Here is a 17,453-nt window from a genome sequence, read left to right as displayed (position 1 = left end):
CGGCGTTATAATCCGCCATCGACTTTTCTTCAGGTACGCGCCAGTAGGCGCAACAAGGCAATGCATTTTCCGAGTGAGTTTGACGTCATCGTTGTGGGAGGCGGGCATGCCGGCACCGAGGCCGCGCTCGCCGCTGCCCGCATGGGTTGCACAACCCTGCTCCTGACGCACAATATCGAAACGCTCGGACAGATGAGTTGCAACCCGTCGATCGGGGGCATTGGCAAGGGGCACCTGGTCAAGGAGATCGATGCATTGGGCGGAGCGATGGCGGCGGCGACGGACGAAGCGGGCATCCAGTTCAGAATCCTCAATTCCTCCAAGGGGCCTGCGGTCCGTGCCACACGTGCGCAGGCGGACCGCCTGCTTTATAAACAGGCGATTCGCCGCAGGCTTGAAAACCAGCCGAACCTCTGGCTATTCCAGCAAGCGGTGGATGATCTGATCGTCGAGGGGGATCGTGTGGTGGGTGCGGTCACCCAGGTCGGCATCCGCTTCCGCTCCAAAACCGTCGTGCTGACGGCTGGTACCTTCCTCGACGGCAAGATTCACGTGGGTTTGAACAATCACACCGGAGGGCGGGCAGGGGATCCGGCCTCGGTGTCCCTGTCGATGCGATTGAAGGAGTTGAAGCTGCCGCAGGGCCGTTTGAAAACCGGCACGCCGCCCCGCATCGACGGCCGCTCGATCGACTTTTCCAGGCTCCAGGAACAGCCGGGCGATCTGGACCCCATCCCGGTCTTTTCCTTTCTCGGCAGAGTGGAACAGCATCCCGCACAGATGCCGTGCTGGGTCACGCATACGAATGAATCGACGCACGACATCATTCGGCGAGGCCTGGACCGTTCGCCGATGTACACCGGCGTTATCGAGGGCATCGGCCCGCGCTATTGTCCGTCGATCGAAGACAAGATCCATCGTTTCGCTTCCAAGACGTCGCACCAGATCTTTCTCGAACCCGAAGGTTTGACGACGAACGAATACTATCCAAACGGCATTTCCACCAGCCTGCCGTTCGACGTGCAACTTGCGTTGGTGCATTCGATGGATGGACTCGAAAACGCGCACATTTTACGGCCGGGCTATGCGATCGAATACGATTACTTCGATCCGCGCGGACTCAAGGCATCGTTGGAAACCAAGATCATCGAGGGCCTGTTTTTCGCCGGTCAGATCAATGGCACGACCGGTTACGAAGAAGCCGCCGCGCAGGGACTGCTGGCGGGACTCAATGCCGGAAGACGCGCGCGGGAAAAGGACGCATGGACGCCGCGGCGCGATCAGGCGTATCTGGGGGTTCTCGTCGACGATCTGGTGACGCGGGGTGTGTCGGAACCCTATCGCATGTTTACCAGCCGTGCGGAGTACCGCTTGAGCCTGCGTGAAGACAACGCGGATCTGCGCCTGACCGAGATCGGTCGCGAATTGGGCGTGGTGGACGACGCGCGGTGGAACGCGTTCGAGGCAAAACGGGATGCTGTTTCACGTGAAACACACCGCATGCTGGCGACGTGGGTGACGCCCAAGACATTGCCCGAGGAATCCGCACGGGCACTGCTCGGCAAGCCGATAGATCATGAGTACAGTCTGGCGGAATTGTTGCGACGGCCCGAAGTGAGTTACCGCGCGTTGATGTCCGTTCAGGAAGGCGTCTTGCGGCCCGAGTCGGTATTGAGTACCGATAGCGTCATCCTCGCGCAAATCGAAGAACAAGTTGAAATCGGCATCAAATACGAGGGATACATCAACCGTCAGGCGGATGAAATCATGCGCAACGAAACGCATGAAAATACCCGATTGCCAAACGATCTGGACTATAAGGATGTGCGCGGTCTATCGTTCGAGGTGTGCCAAAAGCTCAACGACCATCGTCCGGAAACCATCGGGCAGGCATCGCGGCTTTCCGGTATGACGCCCGCGGCCATCTCTTTGCTGATGGTGCATTTGAAAAAACGCGCCGGCCGCAAGATCGCACCGAATGGCGATGGCAGTCCGGTTCCAGTAGCAGGCGCCGGTATTCGATGAGTCGCTTCGACGAAACCGTATTCGCGGCGCGTTTGACAGAGGATGCGGCTGCGCTCGATATCGCGCTTGCCGAGGACCAGGCCTGTCGCCTGGTCGCGTATCTGGGCTTATTGAATAAATGGAACGGCGTGTATAACCTGACGGCGATCCGCGATCCCGAACAGATGCGCGTGCAGCACCTATTGGACTCCCTCGCGATTCTGCCTCACCTCGATGTACGTGGCGTGCGCAGTGTGATCGATGTCGGCACGGGCGGGGGATTGCCCGGCGTCGTTCTCGCCATCATGCGGCCGCAATGGCGCATCATGCTGAACGATATCGTGCACAAAAAGACGGCGTTTCTCACGCAGGCAAAAGGTGCGCTGCGGCTCGACAACGTGTCGATACATACCGGACGCGTGGAAGCGCTGCGCGACCCGGCCGGGTACGATGCGGTGGTGTCCCGTGCGTTTGCCGACCTGTCCGAATTCGTCGCCCTGGGGCGTCATCTGGTGTCGCCCACCGGAGCCATTTTCGCGATGAAGGGGCAGCAACCAGACGACGAAATCGGCCGATTGCCAGACGATACGCGCGTGGATGGTGTGGTGGCGCTGCGCGTTCCGCGGCTCGATGCGGCGCGCCATCTCGTCATGGTCGAGGTCGCTCCGCGGCCGAAGGCGTCGCAGGAATAGACGCTTTCAAACCGTCGAGCGCGACGCCATGACGAATGACCAATGCCGGGCATGCCCGCATGGCAGGCATGCGAAGCGGGTAGGGTGGCATGAACGGCGGTGTACACCGGAAAGATGGCGGCGGGGGTGACCGGCCCGCCCCCTAAAGATCCGGTGAATGAGCGGAAGGGGTCAGGAGAAAATAACCCGTCCGTATAACACGCGATACGACTGATGTTCCACGTGGAACATCGGCGACGGAAAGCAAGGCGAGCAGGTCGCCTGGAAGAAAGGAATATGACTCAAATTTTTTGCGTGGCCAACCAGAAAGGCGGTGTCGGCAAGACGACGACCACGGTGAATCTGGCTGCCAGTCTTGCCGCGCAGAAGCAGCGCGTGCTTCTCGTCGATCTCGATCCCCAGGGAAATGCGACGATGGGCAGCGGTGTCGACAAGCAATCGCTGACGAATACCGTGTATCAAGTCCTGCTGGGGGAGGCGGTGGCAAGCGATACGATTGTCCGTTCCGAGGAAGCAGGGTACGACGTTCTTCCCGCAAACCGCGATCTGGCTGGCGCGGAAGTGGATCTCGTCGGCTTCGAGAGGCGCGAACGCCGTTTGCGCGAGGCACTCGCGCCCGTCACGAAAAAGTACGATTTCATCCTGATAGACTGCCCGCCGGCGCTGTCCCTGCTGACACTCAATGGCTTGTGCGCGGCGCATGGCGTGGTCATTCCGATGCAATGCGAATATTTCGCGCTGGAAGGATTGTCCGACCTCGTCAATACCATCAAGCAGGTGCACGCGAACCTGAACCGTGATCTGAAGATCATCGGTTTGTTGCGTGTGATGTTCGACCCGCGCATCACGCTGCAGCAACAGGTGTCGGAGCAGTTGAAACAGCATTTCGGCGACAAGGTTTTCAACACCGTCATTCCGCGTAACGTGCGTCTTGCCGAGGCGCCGAGCTATGGCTTGCCGGGCGTCGTATTCGACCGAAATTCACGTGGCGCCCAGGCATATACGCAATTCGGCACCGAAATGATCAAGCAGACGCAAGCCCGCACCGGGACAGGAGCGCTATGAAACCGCCCGTTTTAAAAAAGAAGGGTCTGGGTAGAGGACTCGAAGTATTACTGGGCGGAAGTGCCGACATCACCGAAGCGCTGCAGAAGGAAGCGGTTCCAACCGTATTGCCGCTGAGCAGGATGGTGCCGGGTAAATATCAGCCTCGCACACGCATGGACGAGGGTGCGCTTCAGGATCTGGCCGCGAGCATTCGCGCCCAGGGTTTGATGCAGCCCATCCTGGTTCGGCCGATAGGGGCAGAGTCCTTCGAGATCATCGCGGGCGAACGACGCTTCCGGGCGGCCGGTCTGGTGGGGCTTGCCGAAGTGCCGGTGCTGGTCAAGGATGTCTCCGATCAAGCCGCCGCGGCGATGGCGCTGATCGAAAACATCCAGCGCGAGGATCTCAATCCGCTCGAAGAGGCGCAGGGCATACAGCGCCTGCTCGACGAGTTTTCCTTCACGCACGAACAGGCAGCCGAATCGGTGGGACGTTCGCGCAGTGCGGTCTCGAATCTGCTGCGGCTGTTGAATCTCGCCAAGCCGGTGCAGACGATGCTGCTCGCCGGGGATCTCGATATGGGACATGCCCGCGCGTTGCTCGCCGTGGACGCGGCAACGCAAGTCGCGCTGGCCAATGAAGTGGTCAACCGACGGCTGTCGGTGCGGGAAACGGAAAAACTGGTTGCCAACGCAACGAAAGACGAGGCGGGAACCCCGCGCCGCACGGTCGGCGAACGAAAATCGCGCGATCTTTCCCGTCTCGAAGACGAGCTGGCCGATGCATTGTCCGCGGCGGTCAATATCAAACTGGGCCGTGGCGGTCGCGGGCATCTGAACATCGCATTCGGGAGTCTCGACGCGCTCGATGGCATCATTGCCCGGCTGCGCGATACGTCGTCCGACGAAGGCGACGCCGCGGCGCATTAGGCGCAGGATGGCCCGCCCGTCGACGGGAAACAACGGGCGTTTTTGCCTCTCCTGGGTGCGGCATACGGCGCGTGGGGAAACCCTTGCCGCCTTCCTTCGCATGCTGCGGCAATCTGCCGCAATGCCAGCATGACCGTCTGCGTTTACTCTTGCGTTCGCATTGGCGGCGGCGTCAACCCGTCGCGCCTCTCGGCATTTGCGAAGTCGCTGTTATCACAAGGATTTCCAATGGCTCCGGCGGGCTGATTCAAACCTGGCCGGTGTCGTGAAACGTCGTGCCGTCTGAATCTGCGAACCCCTTTTTTCGGGTATCAGGGATTACCAGGAGACGTCACCGTGGGACCACAGTGAGACGCCAGTAAAGTCTTGAGTCGCCTCGGATAATCGCTTACAATCGCCCGGATTTGTCAGCTTGGCAGAATCGAAAGCGTGCTGAAAGCCGCTGGAAATTTACAAAGAGCGCGAAAAGAGGAAGCGGAATGGCGGATGAGGCCGACAAAGCGCATCAGCCTGCACCGGGGCCGACGAACACGGCCCGACCTGTCGCGGCCCGGGTGACCCTGGCGTCGAATGGCTCCCCACAAGGCGAGCGCGGCGCGCCGGGCGGTTGGGAAGATCCGCTCGAAGAACAGACTATTCCACTCACGCGCGCCGATGCGGAGCGCCTGTTTGGCCCCGACGTGAGTCGACCGTCGCGGGTCACACCGATGAGAGTGGTGGCGGGACAGGTGGTTCTCACCTTTTTCGCGGCGCTGATCTGCGCCTTGCTTTCGCAACAATGGCGTCTCGCAGCACTTTCCGCACTGATTGGCGGGATGATCTGCTGGGTGCCAAGTGGCGGCTTCGCCTTGTACCTCGGGCGAAACAGTCGCGGGCGCAAGGGCAGGGATTCGGTCGGGGCGTGGATGATGGCCGAGGGTATCAAACTCGGTGTGACGATCGCGCTGTTCATCGCGATCGCCGTGTATTTCAGGGACGTGCGGTGGCTGCCGCTGCTCGTTACCTACGTGCTGGCGCTGAAAGTCTACTGGCTCGCGCTGGCCTGGCGGTAGCAAAGGTTGCAGGGCCCGGGAGAGGGTGCGCGTCTGGCGGCGCAGGTCTCGCGGGCTGTCCGAATTCTATAAATTGGTGGTTGAACCTATGGCTGCTGGATCAGAAACCGCGCTCACTCCGTCCGAGTACATCGCGCATCATCTGCAAAATCTATCGACGGGCCATCAGAAGAAGCTGATTGATTTCTCGATCATCAACCTCGACACGATGTTCTGGGCGATTTTGACGGGCATCGTCGCGGTTGTGATCCTGACGCTGGCCGCGCGCCGCGCCTCGCCAGGCGTACCGACGCGCTTTCAATGCCTGATCGAGATGCTCGTCGAGATGGTGGAAGACCAGTCGAAATCGATCGTGCATGGCGATCGCCGCTTCATTGCGCCGCTGGCCTTGTTCGTGTTCGTCTGGGTGGTGCTGATGAACGCGCTCGATCTGATTCCGGTCGATCTGCCGAGCCATGTGATCGGCTGGCTGGGTCTGGGTTCTGTGATTCCGCATCATCGCATCGTCCCGACCGCCGACCTGAACGGCACGATGGGCATGGCGCTCGGCGTGCTGATCCTGATGCTCTACTACAGCGTGAAGATCAAGGGCGGCGGCGGTTTCGCAAAAGAACTGATCTCGGCGCCGTTCGGCAACCACATCCTGCTGTGGATTCCGAATCTCGCACTGAACTTGATTGAATACGTCGCCAGAACGGTGTCGCTCGGTATGCGGCTGTTCGGCAACATGTATGCGGGCGAACTGTTGTTTCTGCTGATCGCCCTGCTTGGCAGCATCTGGCATTTCCATGCGAACCTCGGCGTGCTCGGTTTCTTCGGCAACGTCATCGCAGGCAGTGTCTGGGCGATCTTTCACATTCTGATCGTGTTGTTGCAGGCCTTCATTTTCATGATGTTGACCTTGGTGTATCTCGGCCAGGCCCACGACAAGCATTGATTGATGACGGCATGAATGGCGCGGCCGGCGCGCGGATCAGGTTCACCGGCCCGCCTTGATCACTTTTTTACCCCATCCAGTTTTCAAGACTTTTCAATAGGAGCAACCATGCAAGCTTTCATCGCCAACATCCAGGGTCTGACCGCCATCGCAATCGGCATCATCATCGGCCTGGGTGCGATCGGCGCCTGTATCGGAATTGGTCTGATGGGCGGCAAGTACATCGAGGCATGTGCGCGTCAGCCCGAGCTGATCAACCCGCTGCAAACGAAGATGTTCCTGTTGGCCGGTCTGATCGACGCGGCATTCCTGATCGGTGTGGGTATCGCGATGCTGTTCGCGTTCGCGAACCCGCTGCTGACGGCATTGAATGGTGCCGCAGGCGCCTGACGCGCCTCGCAACACGAGCCGTCAGCCCGCTCTCGGGCGGGGCGGCGGGGCGGTGAACAAAGCGGTGCCCGCTGCCTTACCGGCACCGGGTACCGCGGTTTTCAGCCTGGTCGTTCACCAATTTGGTACAGCATACGTTAAGGAAACACAGTGAATCTCAACGCAACCCTGTTTGCGCAAATGGTCGTGTTTCTGATCCTCGCCTGGTTCGTCATGAAATTCGTGTGGCCACCGTTGATCAGGGCACTCGACGAACGCGCAAGAAAGATCGCCGACGGCCTGGCCGCCGCCGAAAAGGGCAAGTCCGACCTCGCCGACGCGCAGAAACGCATCGACAAGTCGCTCGCCGAGGCGCGCGACCAGGGACAGGATCGCATCGCCCAGGCGGAAAAACGCGCGCAGCAAGCCGCGGAAGAAATCAAGGCGAACGCGCAAGCGGAAGCCGCACGGATCATGGCCGCGGCGAAGGCCGACGCCGATCAGCAACTCGTCAATGCACGCGAAGCGCTGCGTGGCGAAGTGGCTGCGCTGGCAGTCAAGGGCGCCGAGCAGATCCTGCGTCGCGAAGTCGACCAGAAGACGCACGCCGATCTGCTGAATCAACTTAAGGCCGAGCTCTGATCATGGCTGAACTTGCGACCATCGCCCGTCCCTACGCCGAAGCCGCCTTCAACGTAGCCGCGTCCGCCGGCCCGGTGTCCGGCCCCGCGGGCACGCTCGCTGCGGGCGGCCCCGTCGCGGGCATCCCCGTCGCGGGTACGCCCGTTGCCGCTGCTCCCGCTCCGGCCACCGGAAGTGCCAACGACACGATCGGCAGCTGGTCGGTGTCCCTGAACGAACTGGCGCAGGTCGCGAGCAATCCTGACGTGCGTTTGCTCGAAACGGATCCGAACGTCGGGGGCGACCAGTTCGCCGACCTGCTGTTCAGCGCCGTGCGCGCGCCGCTCGACGAGCCGGTCCGGAATTTCGTGCGCATGCTGGTGGAGAACCACCGTGTCTCGCTGCTGCCGCAGATCGCCGAGCAGTTCGAGACGATGAAGAACACCCGCGCCGGCTCTGCCGATGCCTTCATCACGAGCGCCTTTCCGCTCGAGGGTACCGCGCTGGCCGAGTTGGTCGCCGCGCTCGAAAAGAAGTTCGGCTCCAGGCTGCAGGCCCATGTCGTCGTCGATCCGTCGTTGATCGGCGGTGTCAGCGTGGCGGTGGGCGATGAAGTGCTCGATACGTCGGTGCGCGCGCGTCTGGCGCAGATGCAAGCGGCGCTGACCGCCTGAAGGGAAACGAACGAGGCTTGCGCCTGACGGCGCATCGGCCTCGGGCCAATGGCCGATGCGCGGATGCGCGGTAAAGAATTGACTATCAGGAGTAGCAAAATGCAACTCAACCCCTCTGAGATCAGCGAACTGATCAAGGCCCGGATCCAGGGCCTCGAATCGGGCGCGGATCTGCAAAATCAAGGCACCGTGATCTCGGTGAGCGATGGCATCGTCCGTATCCACGGTCTGTCGAACGTCGAACAGGGCGAAATGCTCGAGTTCCCGGGCAACATCTTCGGTCTGGCACTGAACCTCGAGCGCGACTCGGTCGGTGCGGTGATCCTGGGTGAATACGACAGCATTTCCGAAGGCGACACGGTCAAGTGCACGCGGCGTCTGCTGCAGGTACCGATCGGTCCGGAACTGCTGGGCCGCGTCGTGAACGCGCTGGGCGTGCCGATCGACGGCAAGGGCCCGGTCAACGCGCAGCTGTTCGACCCGATCGAAAAGATCGCGCCGGGCGTGATCTGGCGTCAGGGCGTGGACCAGCCGCTGCAGACCGGCATCAAGTCGATCGACGCGATGGTGCCGATCGGCCGCGGTCAGCGCGAACTGATCATCGGCGACCGTCAAACCGGCAAGAGCGCGGTGGCGATCGATGCGATCATCAATCAGAAGGGCAAGGGCGTGAAGTGCATCTACGTCGCCATCGGTCAGAAGGCGTCGTCGGTCACGAACATCGTGCGCAAGCTCGAGCAGTACGGTGCGATGGAATACACGACCGTCGTCGTGGCCACCGCCTCCGACCCGTCGGCCATGCAGTATCTGGCGCCGTACGCCGGCTGCACGATGGGCGAGTACTACCGCGACCGCGGCGAAGACGCGCTGATCGTCTATGACGATCTGACCAAGCAAGCCTGGGCCTATCGCCAGATCTCGCTGCTGCTGCGCCGTCCGCCGGGCCGTGAAGCCTATCCGGGCGATGTGTTCTATCTGCACTCGCGCCTGCTGGAGCGCGCGGCGCGCGTGTCGGCCGAGTACGTCGAGAAGTTCACGAATGGCGCGGTGGTGGGCAAGACCGGTTCGCTGACGGCGCTGCCGATCATCGAAACGCAGGCCGGCGACGTGACCGCCTTCGTGCCGACCAACGTGATCTCGATCACCGACGGCCAGATCTTCCTGGAAACGGACCTGTTCAACGCCGGTGTCCGCCCCGCGATCAACGCCGGTATCTCGGTGTCGCGTGTGGGTGGTGCGGCGCAGACCAAGGTCATCAAGAAGCTTGCCGGCGGTATCCGTACCGACCTCGCGCAGTACCGCGAACTCGCGGCGTTCGCGCAGTTCGCCTCGGATCTCGACGAAGCCACGCGCAAGCAGCTCGAGCGCGGCCGCCGCGTCACCGAACTGCTGAAGCAGCCGCAATTTCAGCCGCTGCAGGTCTGGGAACTGGCGGTGTCGCTGTTCGCCGCGAACAACGGCTATCTCGACGACCTCGACGTCTCGCGCGTGCTGCCTTTCGAGAAAGGCCTGCGCGAGAATCTGAAGGCGTCGAAGGCCGATCTGATCGGACGCATCGAAGACAAGAAGGAACTGTCGAAGGACGACGAGCCGTTGCTGCATGCAGCGGTCAAGGACTTCAAACAGTCCGGCGCATACTAAGACGGCGCTCGTAGGGCATGACGGTGCGGGCCGATCGGTTCGCACCGGAGCCGACAGGAGTTGAGCAATGGCTGGAATGAAGGAAACGCGGGGCAAGATCAAGAGCGTGCAGAACACGCGCAAGATCACCAAGGCGATGGAAATGGTGGCCGCATCGAAGATGCGCAAGGCCCAGGAGCGCATGCGCGCTTCGCGTCCGTACGCGGACCGCGTGCGCGATATCGTCGCGCATCTGTCCGAGGCCAATCCGGAATATCGCCATCCGTTCATGTCGCGTCCGGCGCAAGCCCGGCGCGCCGGGCTGATCCTGATCACGACCGACAAGGGTCTGTGCGGGAGCATGAACACCAACATCCTGCGGCTGACGCTCGCGAAGTTCCGGGAAACGGAACAGCAGGGCGTCACGCTCGAGGCGACGGCGATCGGCAGCAAGGGCGCGGGTTTCCTGCATCGCCTGAATGCGAAGATCGTCTCGCAGGTGTCCCATCTCGGCGACGTGCCACATCTGGATCGCCTCGTCGGCGTCATCAAGGTGCAGCTCGACGCGTTCGCCGCGGGCGAGCTGGATGCGGTGTATCTGGGTTACACGCGCTTCATCAATGCGATGAAGCAGGAAGCGGTACTGGAGCAGTTGCTGCCCCTGCCCGAGGCGCAGTTGCAGCGCAGCGAAGCGCATCGGGCTTCGCATCCATGGGATTACATCTACGAACCGGATGCGCAGACGGTCATCGACGATCTGCTGACGCGCTATGTCGAAGCATTGGTGTACCAGGGCGTCACGGAAAACATGGCGTCCGAACAGTCGGCGCGGATGGTTGCGATGAAGGCCGCCTCCGACAACGCGAAGACGGTGATCAAGGAATTGCAGCTGGTGTACAACAAGAGCCGGCAAGCTGCGATCACCAAGGAATTGTCGGAAATCGTCAGCGGCGCCGCGGCTGTCTGACCCTAGAAAACATCGTTGGCGCTCGGCGAACTCCGGTTCCGGGGCCAGGCACGAATCAGAGTATCTAAAGGAAAATCGATGAGTACCGCGATAACAGACGGCAAGATCGTTCAGTGTATCGGTGCGGTGGTTGACGTGGAATTCCCGCGCGACGCCATACCGAAGATCTATGACGCGCTCGTGCTGGAAGGCAGCGAGCTGACGCTCGAAGTCCAGCAGCAGCGTGGCGACGGCATCGTCCGCACCATCTGTCTCGGTTCGGCCGACGGCCTGCGCCGTGGCCTCACGGTCAAGAACACCGGCCGTCCGATCACGGTGCCGGTGGGTGCCGCGACGCTGGGCCGCATCATGGATGTGCTGGGTCGTCCGATCGACGAAGCCGGTCCGATCTCGCAGGAAATCACCCGCTCGATCCACCAGTTGGCGCCGGCGTTCGACGAACTCGCGCCTTCGACCGAACTGCTCGAAACCGGCATCAAGGTGATCGATCTGATCTGCCCGTTCGTGAAGGGCGGCAAGGTGGGTCTGTTCGGCGGCGCCGGTGTGGGCAAGACCGTCAACATGATGGAATTGATCAACAACATCGCGAAGGCGCACGGCGGTTACTCCGTGTTCGCCGGCGTGGGCGAGCGTACCCGCGAGGGCAACGACTTCTACCATGAAATGAAGGACTCGAACGTCCTGGACAAGGTCGCGCTGGTCTACGGCCAGATGAACGAGCCGCCGGGCAACCGCCTGCGCGTGGCGCTGACCGGCCTGACGATGGCCGAGCAGTTCCGCGACGAAGGCCGCGACGTGCTGTTCTTCGTCGACAACATCTATCGCTTCACGCTGGCCGGAACGGAAGTCTCGGCGCTGCTGGGCCGGATGCCGTCGGCGGTGGGTTACCAGCCGACGCTGGCCGAGGAAATGGGCCGTCTGCAAGAGCGCATCACCTCGACCAAGAAGGGTTCGATCACCTCGGTGCAGGCCGTCTACGTGCCGGCGGACGATTACACCGATCCGTCCCCCGCGACCACCTTCGGTCACCTGGATGCCACCGTCGTGCTGTCGCGCGATATCGCATCGCTGGGTATCTACCCGGCGGTCGATCCACTCGACTCGACGTCGCGCCAGATCGATCCGCTGGTGATCGGCGAGGAGCATTACTCGGTGACGCGCCGCGTCCAGCAGACGCTGCAGCGCTACAAGGAACTGCGCGACATCATCGCGATTCTGGGCATGGACGAACTCGCGCCGGAAGACAAGCAGGCCGTGGCCCGTGCACGGAAGATCCAGCGCTTCATGTCGCAGCCGTTCCACGTCGCCGAAGTGTTCACCGGCGCGCCAGGCAAGCTCGTGCCGATGAAGGACACGATCCGCGGCTTCAAGATGATCGTCGATGGTGAATGCGATCACCTGCCGGAACAGGCGTTCTACATGGTCGGCACGATCGACGAAGCCTTCGAGAAAGCGGCGAAGATGTAATCGACGCATGCCGGCGCGCAGGGCGGATGCCCGTTCGGTAGACGGTGTCTGCCAGGCGCGCCGGTGTCTCGTGGCTCCAAGCTCTAGGAAGGGCCGGATACGGTCCGGCACCATCAGGAATCGTTATGGCAACCATCAAAGTAGACGTCGTCAGCGCGGAAGGGGAAATCTTCTCCGGCCAGGCGCGCTTCGTGTCGCTGCCGGGTGAGGCGGGGGAACTCGGCATCCTGCCGGGGCACACGCCGCTGATCACGCGGATCCGTCCGGGCGCCGTGCGTATCGAGGCGGAAGGCGGACAGGAAGAGTTCGTCTTCGTCGCGGGCGGCATTCTGGACGTTCAGCCCACCAGTGTCACCGTGCTGGCCGATACGGCGATTCGCGGCAAGGACCTCGACGAGGCGAAGGCCGAGGAAGCGCGTCGGGCGGCGGAAGAAGCATTGGCGAACAACGGTTCGGAACTGCAATACGCCGCGGCGCAGGCCGAACTGGCTGCCGCGGTCGCGCAACTCACGGCCATTCAGCAGCTGCGCCGACGCAAATAAGCCGCTTTCGGTGCATTTCGGCCGGCGGACGGTTCGGCCTGAAAAATCAAAAAAACCCGCTTCTGGCGGGTTTTTCACATCCTGCGCCCGGGTCGGCACGACATCCAAAGGGACGCCACGGAAAAGCGGAATAAAAAAAAGCGGGCTTGGCGCCCGCCTAAAACCACACGCTACGGGGTTAGCGCGAGGAGACCAGAGGTGAAATACGGCCACGGTGGGGGCGATAGCCACGACCACCGCACGATCTCAGCGAAGCATGCCTCTGCGTGACCCGCCCGCGTCACGTTGTCTCGAGGGAAGCATCCTTCGCTGCAACCGTTGAAACGATTGTGGTCCATTCAGGACTGGCACAGCGTAACAAAGTGTATCTGGTTGTAACCTGACGTCCTTTTTAAATCAGTCACTTACGAGCCGTTTTGAAAGTGGTGTCGAATTTGGAAGTTGCCTGATTCGGTGGACATTACGCATTTTCGCGCACGTCGAACCGGACGCTGCGAGGAAAGTCCGCCGAGCGGCGGTGACATAAATTCTGACACGTTCGCGCCATTTTCCGTCGTCTGTCCGCTTTTCTTCCGACAGGCGTCGTGCCGCTGCATGCGCATGGCCGCGCCTGCGCCAAAATCCGCGTCCCGCGGAACATGGCGCGGCGCGCGGGGCGCCGCTCCGGTAAAATGCCGTTTTCCTCTCGAATCGGGGTTCCTTCGTGATTGAAGCCCAACCGCAGGCTGCGTCCGCCGCCCCCTTGCTGAACGATACCTTCCTGCGCGCACTGCTGCGTCAGCCGACGGACCACACGCCGATCTGGTTGATGCGTCAGGCGGGGCGCTACCTCCCCGAATACAACGCGACACGGGCGCGCGCGGGCAGTTTCCTGGGGCTGGCGAAAAACCCCGACTACGCGACCGAAGTCACGCTGCAACCGCTCGAACGTTACCCGCTGGACGCCGCAATCCTGTTCTCGGACATCCTGACGATTCCGGACGCCATGGGACTGGGTCTGGAGTTCACGCAGGGCGAAGGGCCAAGTTTTGCGAAACCGGTTCGGACCGAGGCCGACGTGGCCGCGCTCCAGGTACCGGACATCGCCGCCACGCTTGGCTACGTCACCGGTGCCGTGGCGGAGATCCGCCGGGCGCTGATCGACGGTCAGGGGCGACAGCGCGTGCCGCTGATCGGATTCTCCGGGAGTCCATGGACGCTCGCCTGCTATATGGTCGAGGGTCGTGGCTCGTCCGACTTCCGCACGGTCAAGACGATGCTGTACGCGCGTCCGGATCTGATGCATCGCATTCTCGACGTCAATGCCCGCTCGGTAATTGCCTACCTGAATGCGCAGATCGAGGCTGGCGCGCAAGCCGCGATGATTTTCGATACCTGGGGCGGGGCACTGGCCGATGGCGCCTATCAGGAATTTTCGCTGGCCTATATCCGGCAGATCGTCGCCGGCCTGATCCGGGAACACGAGGGCCGCAAGGTGCCGGTGATCGCGTTCACGAAGGGGGGGGGACTCTGGCTGGAACAGATCGCCGCGAGCGGCGTGGATGCCGTGGGCCTGGACTGGACCGTCGATCCGCGCGCCGCGCGCCAACGTGTGGCGGGCAAGGTGGCGCTGCAGGGCAGCCTCGATCCGTCCATCCTGTTCGCCCCGCCGGAAACGATTCGCGCCGAAGCGCGGCGTCTGCTGGACGCCTATGGGCCGGAAGCCGGACACGTCTTCAATCTGGGCCACGGTATCTCTCAGTTTACACCGCCCGACCACGTGATCTCGCTGGTCGACGAGGTGCACGCCTATAGCCGGAAACAGCGGCAGGGCCTGGCGGCAGGCTGACCGGTCGCGCCGCCTGGCGCTGTTCATTCGCTCGATCCGCGCATTTTGCATCTGTCAAGACTTGACTTATGCACAAAAATTTTTTCCGCGTTCAAGTCCACGATTGCCTGCCCATTTTTCCGAAGATTCCCGAAAAAATTCGTATATACATATGATTAATAAGGGATTTCTTATTTTTCCGAAAATGTTTGGGATGTAAGGAAAGCCGGGTATGGCAGGCCCTGCCGGTATAAGTTTCCGCCTTCTCCACAGAGTTATCCACAGGCGCTTGTGGAAAGATCAAAAACGCTCGATGAATCCAAACCTTAGCGATGAATCGCATGTTCAACTTTAAGTGTGGGGAACATGGGGGCGGATCGCCACGCGCCCGCCCTCGTGCGGGGACCGTGCACGGCGTGCGGACCGCCGGCTCCGTGCACGCATGACGTCCGGTTCACCCGGTCGGGAAGGCATCGTACGGGTCGCGCTGGACCACCCGCTGCAGACCCTGTTCGATTACCGTTATACCGTGATGGACGCCGCATCGGTGCCGGTGCCGGGGCAGCTGGTGTGCGTGCCGTTCGGACGTCGGCAAGGGGTCGGCCTGGTCTGCGAGGTGACGGACCGATCGGCCGTGCCGGCCGCGAAACTCAAACCGATCGAAGCCTTCTGCACCGATTGCCCGCCGCTTGGCGAACAGTGGCTCGGTCTGGTGCGCTTCGCTGCGGGCTATTATCAGCGTGGCATCGGCGAGGTGGCGATGCCGGCGCTGCCGCAGGCGCTGCGCGATCCCGCGCGCTGGTCGAAGCTGTTTCCCCGAACGATCGTGTACGACCTGCTCCCCGCGGAACGCGAGGCGCTGTTCGCCAGCCTGCCGGCGCGCGCGGCGGCGCTGCGCCGTCTGGCCGATGCGCTGTGCGCCGGCCGCTTGCCGATCGACGTCGCACGCCGCCTGCACCCGCGTGCCGGCGGCGTGCTCGACGCGTGGTGCGCGGCGGGCTGGCTGCGTCGCAGCGCGGTCGACGAGGGGACGCGTGCCCCCCTGACCGCGGCCGATGCGCCGGCGGCCGCGCCGCCGGTACGGCTGAGCGACGAGCAGGAAACCGCGCTTGCCGCCCTGCGTCAGGCCGAGGGGTTCGCGCCTTTTCTGCTCTTCGGCGTCACGGGCAGCGGCAAGACCGAGGTCTATCTGCATGCGCTGGCCGATCGGCTCGCACGCGACCCGGAAGCGCAGGCGCTGGTGCTGGTGCCCGAAATCAACCTCACGCCGCAGTTCGATGCCTTGTTCCGGCGCCGCTTCGCCGCGCTCGGGGACGGCGCCACCGTCACGCTGCACAGCGGCCTGGCCGAGGGTGAGCGGGCGCGGCACTGGCTCGCGGCGCATACCGGGCGCGCGCGCATCGTGCTCGGTACGCGCCTCGCGGTGCTCGCATCGTTTCGCAAGCTGGCGATGATCATCGTCGACGAGGAACACGAGGCGGCATACAAACAGCAGGAAGGGCTGCGCTATTCGGCGCGGGACCTCGCCATCTGGCGCGCCAAGCAGCTCGCGCTGCCGATCGTGCTCGGTTCGGCGACGCCGTCGCTCGAAACCTGGTCGCAGGCCGAACAGGGGCGCTACCGGCGGCTGACGCTGACGCGCCGGCCCGCCTCGGCCGAGGCGGCCCTGCCGACCGTGCGCCTGATCGATACCGAAACGGAACGCCAGCGCGGGCGTGCGTCGATCGACGGTTTCAGCACGCCGCTCGCCACCGCCTTGCGCGAGCGCCTGACGCGCGGCGAGCAGAGCCTGGTGTTCATCAATCGCCGCGGCTATGCCCCGGTGCTCTCGTGCGATGCCTGCGGCTGGGTGTGCGGCTGTCCGCGTTGCAGCGCCTATCTGGTCCTGCACAAGAAAGACCGGGTGCTGCGTTGCCATCATTGCGGCTGGCAGGAGCGTATCCCGCACGCCTGCCCGGAGTGCGGCAATGTCGACATCGCCCCGATGGGGCGGGGTACGCAACGCGCGGAGGAAACCCTGGCGACGCTGGTGCCGGGCGCGCGGATCCTGCGCATCGACGCCGACAGCACCCGCAGGAAAGGCAGCGCCGCGGCGCTGTTCGCGGACGTGCACGCGGGCGACGTCGATATCCTGGTCGGCACGCATATGATCGCGAAGGGTCACGACTTCCAGAACGTCAGCCTGGTTGCCGTGCTGAACGCAGACGCCGCCCTGTTTTCGCACGACTTCCGCGCGACCGAGCGGCTGTTCGCCCAGCTCATGCAGGTGGCGGGCCGTGCGGGCCGCGGCGGGCAGGCGGGCGAGGTGCTGATCCAGACGCGTCACCCGTCCCACCCGCTGTACGCCGCGCTGATCCGGCACGACTACGCGGGGTTCGCCGCGGCCACGCTCGCCGAGCGCAAGCAGGCGCACCTGCCGCCCTTCGTCTATCAGGCGCTGCTGCGCGCCGAGGCGCGCACGCTCGAGCAGGCGATCGCCTTCCTGCAGAAAGCCGCCGAATCCTTCGACCTGCTGACGGGCGACGACATGCGGGTACACCGCTACGATCCCGTGCCGATGGCCCTCGTCAAGATCGCCAATACCTTTCGCGGCCAGTTGCTGATCGAAAGCGCGTCGCGACAGGCGTTGCAGGCCACGCTGCACGCCTGGCAGGAGGGGCTGCGCAGGCAGCGCGGCGGCGTGCTGCGCTGGGCCGTCGAAATCGATCCGCTGGACATCTGAAGG

15 protein-coding genes are annotated in these 17,453 nt (G+C 62.9%); all 15 read left to right on the top strand.

Features of this window, described 5'->3' with window-relative positions; genetic code table 11:
- Window positions 1-60: 60 nt before the first annotated feature.
- Window positions 61-2,025, top strand: coding sequence for a tRNA uridine-5-carboxymethylaminomethyl(34) synthesis enzyme MnmG (mnmG, locus tag OVY01_RS18655; RefSeq protein WP_267849068.1), 1,965 nt, complete (start codon window positions 61-63; stop codon window positions 2,023-2,025).
- Window positions 2,022-2,696: a 16S rRNA (guanine(527)-N(7))-methyltransferase RsmG gene (gene rsmG / locus OVY01_RS18650; protein ID WP_267849067.1), complete on the top strand. Its 675-nt coding sequence runs from the start codon at window positions 2,022-2,024 to the stop codon at window positions 2,694-2,696. Before mnmG ends, rsmG begins: the two co-directional genes overlap by 4 nt.
- A 276-nt stretch (window positions 2,697-2,972) precedes the next feature.
- On the top strand, window positions 2,973-3,761 hold the full coding sequence (locus tag OVY01_RS18645) for a ParA family protein (protein ID WP_267849066.1): 789 nt from the start codon (window positions 2,973-2,975) through the stop codon (window positions 3,759-3,761).
- The gene (locus tag OVY01_RS18640) at window positions 3,758-4,672 is read left to right on the top strand and encodes a ParB/RepB/Spo0J family partition protein (protein ID WP_267849065.1); all 915 of its coding nucleotides are present in this window, start codon (window positions 3,758-3,760) and stop codon (window positions 4,670-4,672) included. Before OVY01_RS18645 ends, OVY01_RS18640 begins: the two co-directional genes overlap by 4 nt.
- A 479-nt stretch (window positions 4,673-5,151) precedes the next feature.
- Window positions 5,152-5,724, top strand: a complete 573-nt coding sequence (locus tag OVY01_RS18635; RefSeq protein WP_267849064.1) for an ATP synthase subunit I — start codon at window positions 5,152-5,154, stop codon at window positions 5,722-5,724.
- An 88-nt stretch (window positions 5,725-5,812) separates the two neighbouring features.
- Window positions 5,813-6,661 carry a F0F1 ATP synthase subunit A gene (gene atpB / locus OVY01_RS18630; protein ID WP_267849528.1) on the top strand — a complete coding sequence of 283 codons (849 nt, stop codon included), beginning with the start codon at window positions 5,813-5,815 and terminating at the stop codon, window positions 6,659-6,661.
- Window positions 6,662-6,769: 108 nt separating this feature from the next.
- Entirely contained in the window at window positions 6,770-7,051 is a 282-nt protein-coding gene (gene atpE, locus OVY01_RS18625) for a F0F1 ATP synthase subunit C (RefSeq protein ID WP_267849063.1), read from the top strand.
- 150 nt (window positions 7,052-7,201) lie between these two features.
- The gene (locus OVY01_RS18620; RefSeq protein WP_267849062.1) at window positions 7,202-7,672 is read left to right on the top strand and encodes a F0F1 ATP synthase subunit B; all 471 of its coding nucleotides are present in this window, start codon (window positions 7,202-7,204) and stop codon (window positions 7,670-7,672) included.
- Between the two features lie 2 nt (window positions 7,673-7,674).
- Window positions 7,675-8,325, top strand: coding sequence for a F0F1 ATP synthase subunit delta (locus tag OVY01_RS18615; RefSeq protein ID WP_267849061.1), 651 nt, complete (start codon window positions 7,675-7,677; stop codon window positions 8,323-8,325).
- Window positions 8,326-8,424: 99 nt separating this feature from the next.
- The gene (gene atpA, locus OVY01_RS18610) at window positions 8,425-9,966 is read left to right on the top strand and encodes a F0F1 ATP synthase subunit alpha (protein ID WP_267849060.1); all 1,542 of its coding nucleotides are present in this window, start codon (window positions 8,425-8,427) and stop codon (window positions 9,964-9,966) included.
- 67 nt (window positions 9,967-10,033) lie between these two features.
- The gene (gene atpG / locus OVY01_RS18605) at window positions 10,034-10,912 is read left to right on the top strand and encodes a F0F1 ATP synthase subunit gamma (protein WP_267849059.1); all 879 of its coding nucleotides are present in this window, start codon (window positions 10,034-10,036) and stop codon (window positions 10,910-10,912) included.
- A gap of 78 nt (window positions 10,913-10,990) precedes the next feature.
- Entirely contained in the window at window positions 10,991-12,379 is a 1,389-nt protein-coding gene (atpD, locus tag OVY01_RS18600) for a F0F1 ATP synthase subunit beta (protein ID WP_267849057.1), read from the top strand.
- A 125-nt stretch (window positions 12,380-12,504) separates the two neighbouring features.
- A complete protein-coding gene (locus tag OVY01_RS18595) occupies window positions 12,505-12,921 on the top strand; it encodes a F0F1 ATP synthase subunit epsilon (RefSeq protein WP_267849056.1) in 417 nt (138 codons plus the stop codon).
- Between the two features lie 706 nt (window positions 12,922-13,627).
- Complete coding sequence (hemE, locus tag OVY01_RS18590; RefSeq protein WP_432422289.1) at window positions 13,628-14,749, top strand: uroporphyrinogen decarboxylase; 1,122 nt, start codon at window positions 13,628-13,630, stop codon at window positions 14,747-14,749.
- Window positions 14,750-15,170: 421 nt separating this feature from the next.
- Window positions 15,171-17,450, top strand: coding sequence for a primosomal protein N' (locus OVY01_RS18585; protein WP_267849054.1), 2,280 nt, complete (start codon window positions 15,171-15,173; stop codon window positions 17,448-17,450).
- Window positions 17,451-17,453 lie beyond the last annotated feature (3 nt).

The organism is Robbsia betulipollinis (assembly GCF_026624755.1).
Classification (GTDB): domain Bacteria; phylum Pseudomonadota; class Gammaproteobacteria; order Burkholderiales; family Burkholderiaceae; genus Robbsia; species Robbsia betulipollinis.
This window is presented reverse-complemented; position numbering and strand designations above follow the sequence as displayed.

What these genes read in the sequence shown, in the direction of transcription:
- OVY01_RS18585 (WP_267849054.1), top strand. Translation starts at nt 15,171, where the DNA reads ATGACGTCCGGTTCACCCGGTCGGGAAGGCATCGTACGGGTCGCGCTG.
- atpB (WP_267849528.1), top strand. Translation starts at nt 5,813, where the DNA reads ATGGCTGCTGGATCAGAAACCGCGCTCACTCCGTCCGAGTACATCGCG.
- atpD (WP_267849057.1), top strand. Translation starts at nt 10,991, where the DNA reads ATGAGTACCGCGATAACAGACGGCAAGATCGTTCAGTGTATCGGTGCG.
- atpA (WP_267849060.1), top strand. Translation starts at nt 8,425, where the DNA reads ATGCAACTCAACCCCTCTGAGATCAGCGAACTGATCAAGGCCCGGATC.
- rsmG (WP_267849067.1), top strand. Translation starts at nt 2,022, where the DNA reads ATGAGTCGCTTCGACGAAACCGTATTCGCGGCGCGTTTGACAGAGGAT.
- mnmG (WP_267849068.1), top strand. Translation starts at nt 61, where the DNA reads ATGCATTTTCCGAGTGAGTTTGACGTCATCGTTGTGGGAGGCGGGCAT.
- atpG (WP_267849059.1), top strand. Translation starts at nt 10,034, where the DNA reads ATGGCTGGAATGAAGGAAACGCGGGGCAAGATCAAGAGCGTGCAGAAC.
- OVY01_RS18645 (WP_267849066.1), top strand. Translation starts at nt 2,973, where the DNA reads ATGACTCAAATTTTTTGCGTGGCCAACCAGAAAGGCGGTGTCGGCAAG.
- OVY01_RS18615 (WP_267849061.1), top strand. Translation starts at nt 7,675, where the DNA reads ATGGCTGAACTTGCGACCATCGCCCGTCCCTACGCCGAAGCCGCCTTC.
- OVY01_RS18635 (WP_267849064.1), top strand. Translation starts at nt 5,152, where the DNA reads ATGGCGGATGAGGCCGACAAAGCGCATCAGCCTGCACCGGGGCCGACG.
- atpE (WP_267849063.1), top strand. Translation starts at nt 6,770, where the DNA reads ATGCAAGCTTTCATCGCCAACATCCAGGGTCTGACCGCCATCGCAATC.
- OVY01_RS18595 (WP_267849056.1), top strand. Translation starts at nt 12,505, where the DNA reads ATGGCAACCATCAAAGTAGACGTCGTCAGCGCGGAAGGGGAAATCTTC.
- OVY01_RS18640 (WP_267849065.1), top strand. Translation starts at nt 3,758, where the DNA reads ATGAAACCGCCCGTTTTAAAAAAGAAGGGTCTGGGTAGAGGACTCGAA.